The organism is Actinoplanes sp. NPDC051633 (assembly GCF_040681735.1).
Lineage (GTDB): Bacteria > Actinomycetota > Actinomycetes > Mycobacteriales > Micromonosporaceae > Actinoplanes.
Genome location: NZ_JBFAZH010000329.1, coordinates 1 through 7,076 on the forward strand (window position 1 = coordinate 1; position 7,076 = coordinate 7,076).

The window sequence follows — 7,076 nt, forward strand, 5'->3', positions numbered from 1 at the left end:
CGAAAGTTTTAAGTGAATTAGATCAACAAATTGAAACGAAAAAACAATTGTTGAGCGCAGGTCAGGGGAGGTACTCGCGGCGCTCGATCTCGACGGTCAGCTCGTTGAGCTTCACGCGCAGCCGGTCGCGCAGCTCCACCGGCGCCCGTTCGCTGCCGCAGCAGCGCGCCACCAGCGCCTTCACCTCGTGCTCGATGCCGTACTCGTGCAGGCAGTCGGTGCAGTCGTCGAGGTGCTTCTTGATCAGCGCACGCCGGCTCTCGCTGCACTCCAGGTCCAGGTAGAGGTACACCTCGGAGAGCACGACGCCGCAGTCAGCCTTCTTCTCCTCGTCGCTCATCGCGCTCACGCCTCCTGCGGTTCCGACGCGGTCCGGGTGATGCCACGGTCCACGGCGTACTTCTCCAACAGCTTGCGCAAGTTACGCCGTCCGCGGTGCAGACGGGACATCACGGTGCCGATCGGCGTGCCCATGATGTCGGCGATCTCCTTGTACGAGAAACCCTCGACATCGGCCAGGTAGACGGCCAGCCGGAAGTCCTCGGGGAGCGCCTGCAACGCGTCCTTGATGTCGCTGTCGGGCAGGCGGTCGAGCGCCTCGGTCTCGGCCGACCGCAGGCCCACGGACGTGTGCGACTCGCTCGCGGCGAGCTGCCAGTCGGTGATCTCCTCGGTCGGCGCCTGGACGGGCTGGCGCTGCTTGCGGCGATAGGAGTTGATGTAGGTGTTCGTCAGGATGCGGTACAGCCAGGCCTTGAGGTTCGTACCCTCCTCGAACTGGTGGAACGCGGCATACGCCTTCAGGAAGGTCTCCTGGACCAGGTCCTCGGCGTCCGCCGGGTTACGAGTCATCCGCAGGCCGGCCGCATAGAGCTGGTCGACGAACGGCAACGCGTCCCGCTCGAAGCGCGCGCGGCGCTCGTCGGTGCGTTCTGCTTGGGCCACGCGTTCCTCTCCCCTCGACCGTTGCGCCGAGGATACGGGTAGTGCCCCAGGAACCGACTCGAAAACCGCATGTGTGCTGACGCTCACCGATGGCACACTCGGTCCCGGGTCCGCGGCCGGCCACTCGGGCGACCTGAGCAGATCCCTCACCCGGTGCACCTCCCGGCCGTCCCGATCGATCTCCACCATTCCGGCTGGCACCGCAAGCCCCTTCCGACGTGTCGCCTTCCGGGTGCATCAACAGCGGAAACGCCATCGGCATTCCTAACCGGCCCAGGAGTGCTTCCGCAGCCACGACAGCACGACGTCGCCGGTGCCGGCCAGATCCTTGCGGAGGTCGTGCGTGGCGCCCGGGCGGACGGCCACCTCGATGAGGCCGCCGGGCGCCGGTAACCCGAACGGGTCACGGTCACCGTTGACGATCAGGGTGGGCACGCCGGTCGGCAGCTCGTCCGCGCGTGATCGCTCGGGCCGGCCGGGTGGATGCAGCGGGAAGGCGAGGCAGAGCACCCCCGCGGCGCCCAGGGAAGCGGCGGTGCGGCAGGCCACCCGCGCGCCGCTCGATCTGCCGCCCAGGAGTAGCGGAAGGCCTTCGGAGATGGCGCGTACACAAATGGTCCAGGCCTCGTCCAGATGCGCAGCCGGCGCCGGGGCGTGGCGCCCCGCCACCCGATAGGGCTGGGTCACCAGCGCGACCCGCACACCTGCGGCGACCGCCACGTCATGGACGCGGGTCAGATCGGGCGCGTGGACGCCACCGCCCGCGCCGTGGCCCAGCACCAGCATGCTGACCGGTGGGCCGGCGGGGTCCGTGATCCGGACCTCGGCCGGCCCGCGCGGCGTTTCAACAGTGATCGGGAGACCTGTCACGGTCCCTATTGTCAGCGGCTCACCGGAATCAGCGTGAGCAGCCTGCGATCTTCCTCGTCCGGACCGTCGTCGACCGGCTCGCCGTTGGGCTGGACGCGCTCGCGCCAAGCCACCAGCATCGCCCGGCGCTCGCGCGGCGTGGTGCCGCCCCAGACGCCGTGACAGTCCCCCACCTGCAGCGCCCAGGCCAGGCATGGCCCTTGGACGTCGCAGCTCCCGCAGAGTGCGACCGCACTCTCGGTCGGCTCGTTCGGAGCCGGGAAGAACGTTTCCGGATCGACCGTGCGGCAAGCACCGCGGATGCGCCACGCCTCATCGGCGCACCGCTCATCGATCGCCCCAAGCAGCCTCGGGTCGCGCCTTGCAATGGCGACCTCGTGCGGACGCGGCATACGTGCCCGTGTCATCAGCCCACCTCCCCCGTGGGACCGGTAAACCCGTGGTTACGCCGTCCGCCCCGTGCGAACCGGCACCACACCGGCGGTGGTTTGTATCGCGAGACGCATGATCAGGGCAAGAGTTTGTGTCGATCTCGAAACAAACTTCACAGTAAGTTACCGTGACATTCCGGATTCATCCTGACGAATCGGGAGTCAGAACAGCGTCCCTATTTCCTGTTCTTGCAGGACCGGCGCAATTAAATCGGGACTATTGTTCCGCACGTTCCCGACGCCCTCACCCACCGGCCGGATCTCGAGAAAGGACAGCTCCTCGGCCGTCATCGGGCGCAGCAGCGCGGCCGGGTCGCCGCCACCGGCGAGCCAATCCGGCCACCGCTCGCCGGGCAGCACCAGCGGCATCCGATTGTGCACTGCGGCCAGCTCGCCGACCGCATCGGTGGTGACGATGCTGCAGGTCAGCACGTCGGCGCCGGACATGCTCCAGAGCCCGGCGAAAGCGAGCGGCAAGCCGTCGGCGGGAGTCATGTAATACGGCTGCTTGCGCTTGCCGTCCCGGACCCATTCGAACCACCCGTCGGCCGGAACCAGGCAGCGGCGGCGGGCGAAGGACGGCGCGAACGCCGGGGAGGTGGCCACCGTCTCCGCCCGTGCGTTGATCATGCGAGCGCCGGCCCGCGGATCGGACGACCAGGAGGGGACCAACCCCCACCGTGCGTGATCCACCACGCGGGCGCCCCGACTGTGGGAAACGCGCACCACCGGCACGGGATCGGTCGGCGCGACGTTCCAGCTCGGCCCCAGCCCCTCCGCCACGGCCACCGCGTCGAACAGCAGGCTGAGGTCGGCGTCGCTCCGCGTCGTCGCGTACCGGCCACACATGATGGCGACAGTACGCCTTCCTTCAAGATCCCGGGGGGCGGGAAACGGCGCGCCGGATCGTCGGACCCGCACGGCAGAATGAGCCCTGTGAACCCGTGGACCGCACCGCTCGCCTCCGGCCCGGTGACCGCCTCCGTGCGGCTGCCCGGCTCCAAGTCGATGACCGCCCGCGCCCTGGTGCTCAGCGCCCTGGCCGACGGCCCGTCCCGCATCGTCCGCCCGCTGCGGGCCCGCGACACCACGATGATGGCCGCCGGCCTCGGTGCGCTCGGCGTCCGGGTGGACACCTCGAGCGACGAGGAGTGGCCGGTCGAGCCGGGTCCGCTGCGTGGCCCGGCGACCGTGCACGTGGGCCAGGCCGGCACGGTGATGCGCTTCGGCCCGCCGCTGGCCGCCCTGGCCGAGGGCACAGTCACCTTCGACGGCGATCCGCAGGCCCGGCGGCGCCCGCTGCGGCCGGTCGTCGACGCGCTGGGCGCCCTCGGTGTGACGATCGAGGCCTCCCCCACCGGGGGCCTGCCGATCACGGTGCACGGCACCGGGCTGGTCGAGGGCGGCGAGGCGGTGATCGACGCGTCGGGCTCCAGCCAGTTCGTCTCCGCGCTGCTGTTGTCCGCGCCGCGGTTCACCAAGGGTCTGGTGTTGCGCCACGAGGGCCCGCCGGTGCCGTCGGCGCCGCACCTGCGGATGACCACCCACATGCTGCGTGCCGCCGGCGCGACCGTGGACGAGAGCGTGCCCGACGTGTGGACGGTCGAGCCGGGCCCACTGCGCGGCCGCGAGTGGGTGATCGAGCCGGACCTGTCCGGCGCGGCGCCGTTCTTCGCCGCCGCGATGGTCACCGGTGGCGCGATCACGCTGGCCGGGTGGCCGCAGCGGAGCTGGCAGCCGGTCGAGCGGCTGGCCGAGCTGCTCACCGCGATGGGGGCGGAGGTCTCGTTCGAGGGCGGGTTCACCGTGCGCGGCACCGGCGCTCTGCACGGCCTCGACGCCGACCTGTCCGAGGTGGGCGAGCTGACCCCGGTGCTGGCCGCGCTCGCCGCGCTGGCCGACGGGCCGTCCCGGCTGCGCGGGGTGGCGCACATCCGCAGCCACGAGACCGACCGGGTGGCGGCGCTGGCCCACGAGCTGGCCGCGGCCGGCGCGACCGTGACCGAGCACCCCGACGGGCTGGACATCACGCCGGGCCGGCTCCGCCCGGTCACGTTCCGCACCTACGACGACCACCGGATGGCGCACGCCGCGGCCGTGATCGGCCTGGCGGTCGAGGGCACGACCCTCGACGACGTAGCGTGTACGGCGAAGACGCTGCCCGAGTTCCCCGAGCTCTGGGCCGACCTGGTGCACTCGAGGAGCTGACCCCTGCCGGCGCGCAAGCGGGAGTACGACGAGGACGACGTCCGGATCCGCCCGGGCCGGTCGTCGCGTCCTCGCACCCGGACGCGCCCGAAACACTCAGACGCGGTCGACGCCCTGGTGATCACCGTCGACCGGGGGCGCTACGGCTGCGTGCGCGAGGATGCCCCGGCCGAGGACGACATCATCACCGCCATGCGGGCCCGGGAGCTGGGCCGCAAGTCGGTGGTGGTCGGCGACCGGGTCGCGCTGGTCGGTGACACGTCGGCCGCGCCCGGGGCGCTGGCCCGGATCGTGCGGATCGCCGAGCGCACCTCGGTGCTGCGCCGCACCGCGGACGATGACGACACCACGCCCGAGGGGCGGCTGGAGCGGGTCGTGGTCGCCAACGCCGACCAGCTGGTGATCGTCAGCGCGCTGGCCGACCCGCCGCCGCGGACCGGGTTCATCGACCGGTGCCTGGTGGCGGCCTACGACGCGGGCATCGAGCCGCTGCTGTGCCTGACCAAGGCCGACCTCGCCGGCCCGGAGCAGGTGCTCGACTACTACGCCGAGCTCGACCTGCCGCACGTCCTGGTGAAACCCGACAGCGACCTGACCGACGTGCGCCGGCGGCTGGCCGGTCGCATCTCCGTCATGGTCGGCCACTCCGGGGTGGGCAAGTCGACGCTGGTCAACCGCCTGGTGCCGGACGCTCTGCGCGCGGTCGGCCGGGTCAGCGCGATCGGCAAGGGCCGGCACACCTCGACCAGCGCGGTGGCGCTGCGGCTCCCCGGCCGCAAGGGCAAACAGGGCTGGATCATCGACACCCCGGGGATCCGCAGCTTCGGGCTGGCCCACGTGAGCGCCGAGAGCCTGCTGCACGGCTTCCCCGACCTGGTCGAGGGCACTCTCGAGGACCAGCCCAACTGCGAGCACACCACGAACGACACCGGCTGCACGCTGGACGCGTGGGTCGCGGCCGGCAAGGCCGACCCGCGCCGCCTGGAGTCGTATCGGCGGTTGCTGACGTCGCGCGCCGGTGACGATGGATCAATGGCCTAGGGTGCGGGCATGGCCGGTTACGCCGACGATCTCGCGCTCGCCCACCTGCTCGCCGACACCGCCGACTCCATCTCGATGGCCCGGTTCCGCGCCCTGGATCTGCGGGTCGAGTCCAAGCCGGACCTCACCCCGGTCTCCGATGCGGACACCGCGGTGGAGAAGGCGATCCGCGGCACGCTCTCCCGCGCCCGCCCGCGCGACGGCGTGCTGGGCGAGGAGTTCGGCATGTCGGCGCCGGCCAAGGGCGGCCGGCACTGGGTGATCGACCCGATCGACGGCACCAAGAACTTCGTCCGAGGCGTGCCGATCTGGGGCACGCTGATCGCGCTGATGGAGGGCGACATCCCGGTGGCCGGGCTGGTCTCCGCCCCGGCGCTGGGCCGGCGGTGGTGGGGCGCGCTCGGTCACGGCGCCTGGGCCGGCAAGCACCAGCGCGCGGCCACCCGGCTCCGGGTCTCCGCGGTGAATCGTCTGTCCGATGCCAGCTTCTGCTACTCCAGCCTGACCGGGTGGGCGGAGAGCGGCCGCCTCGAGCCGATGCTGGACATCATCCTCAACGTCTGGCGCAGCCGGGCCTACGGCGACTTCTACGGATACATGCTGCTCGCCGAGGGGGCGGTGGACGCGATGGTCGAGCCCGAGCTCTCGTTGTGGGACGTCGCCGCGCTGATTCCGATCGTCACCGAGGCCGGCGGCACGTTCACCGATCTGGCAGGCCGTCCGGGCCCCGGCGAGGGCAGCGCGATCGCCTCGAACGGCCGTCTTCACTCCGACCTGCTGCAACGCCTGGCGGACCGGAAGCCCGACTAGACGGTGCAAGCCTGGTCTATTCTCGCCGGGTGATGTCCGCGGGCTGGTTCTTCCTCGGCGCCATGATCGCGGCGTACGGGGTGGCCAATCTGCTGCAGTCCGCCGCCGCGGCGCGGACGACGGTGCACCACACGTTCGACCCCGGGCTGCTGCTGCGCCTCGCCGGTCACCGGACCTATCTGCTCGGCCTCGGCTGCCAGGTGCTCGGCTTCGTCTTCGCCTTCCTGGCCCGCCGCGACCTCCCGCTCTTCCTGGTGCAGGCCAGCGTGGCCGCCGGGCTGGGAGTGACCGCGCTGCTCGGCGTGCTGCTGCTCAAGTGGAGTCTGCCACGCGCCGAGATCGCCCTGCTCGCTCTGCTCCTGGCCGGCATCACCGCGCTGGTCATCTCGGCCCAACCGGCGCATTCGCGCCAGCTCGGAACCGCGGGGGTGGTCGGCCTGGCGGTCGCGATCGCGGTGATCGCGGTGCCGGCCTTCTTCGCGGTACGCCTGCACGGCGCGCTCGGCTCGGTGGTGCTCGGGTCGCTGGCCGGGATCGCCTTCTCCGCCGCCGCGATCGCCGCCCGCCCGCTGGCCGCCGAGCACTCGATCGGCGGATTCTGCACCAATCCGCTGCTCTATCTGCTGATCGCCCACTCGATCGTCGGCCAGCTGCTCCTCGGCCTGGCGATGCAGCGCGGATCCACCACGGCCGCGGTGGCGGCGATGGACGCCGCCGGCCCGGTGCCCGCCCCGATAGTCGTCCTGCTGATGCACGGCGAGCAGATCATCG

At 71.4% G+C, this 7,076-nt stretch carries 9 protein-coding genes; 4 read left to right on the forward strand and 5 right to left on the reverse strand.

Annotated elements, in window-relative coordinates:
- Positions 1-61 precede the first annotated feature (61 nt).
- From rsrA to AB0M20_RS19450, 5 genes are all read right to left on the reverse strand, one after another.
- Positions 62-340 (reverse strand): mycothiol system anti-sigma-R factor, encoded by a 279-nt coding sequence (gene rsrA, locus AB0M20_RS19430; RefSeq protein ID WP_364299940.1) that lies wholly within the window; start codon positions 338-340, stop codon positions 62-64.
- A 5-nt stretch (positions 341-345) separates the two neighbouring features.
- Positions 346-1,134, reverse strand: coding sequence for a sigma-70 family RNA polymerase sigma factor (locus tag AB0M20_RS19435; RefSeq protein ID WP_364299942.1), 789 nt, complete (start codon positions 1,132-1,134; stop codon positions 346-348).
- A gap of 75 nt (positions 1,135-1,209) precedes the next feature.
- Positions 1,210-1,815: an alpha/beta family hydrolase gene (locus AB0M20_RS19440; protein ID WP_364299930.1), complete on the reverse strand. Its 606-nt coding sequence runs from the start codon at positions 1,813-1,815 to the stop codon at positions 1,210-1,212.
- Between the two features lie 11 nt (positions 1,816-1,826).
- Positions 1,827-2,222: a WhiB family transcriptional regulator gene (locus AB0M20_RS19445; protein WP_364299932.1), complete on the reverse strand. Its 396-nt coding sequence runs from the start codon at positions 2,220-2,222 to the stop codon at positions 1,827-1,829.
- Between the two features lie 186 nt (positions 2,223-2,408).
- Positions 2,409-3,095, reverse strand: a complete 687-nt coding sequence (locus AB0M20_RS19450; RefSeq protein WP_364299934.1) for an SOS response-associated peptidase — start codon at positions 3,093-3,095, stop codon at positions 2,409-2,411.
- Between the two features lie 78 nt (positions 3,096-3,173).
- Here AB0M20_RS19450 and aroA point away from each other — a divergent pair, with 78 nt between their 5' ends.
- The 4 genes from aroA to AB0M20_RS19470 all read left to right on the forward strand — a co-directional run.
- Positions 3,174-4,454 carry a 3-phosphoshikimate 1-carboxyvinyltransferase gene (aroA, locus tag AB0M20_RS19455; protein WP_364299936.1) on the forward strand — a complete coding sequence of 427 codons (1,281 nt, stop codon included), beginning with the start codon at positions 3,174-3,176 and terminating at the stop codon, positions 4,452-4,454.
- A gap of 3 nt (positions 4,455-4,457) precedes the next feature.
- A complete protein-coding gene (rsgA, locus tag AB0M20_RS19460; RefSeq protein WP_364299944.1) occupies positions 4,458-5,495 on the forward strand; it encodes a ribosome small subunit-dependent GTPase A in 1,038 nt (345 codons plus the stop codon).
- 9 nt (positions 5,496-5,504) lie between these two features.
- Positions 5,505-6,305: a histidinol-phosphatase gene (gene hisN / locus AB0M20_RS19465; protein WP_364299938.1), complete on the forward strand. Its 801-nt coding sequence runs from the start codon at positions 5,505-5,507 to the stop codon at positions 6,303-6,305.
- Between the two features lie 62 nt (positions 6,306-6,367).
- The coding region (locus tag AB0M20_RS19470) for a hypothetical protein (RefSeq protein WP_364299946.1) at positions 6,368-7,076 on the forward strand (709 nt) is incomplete at its 3' end.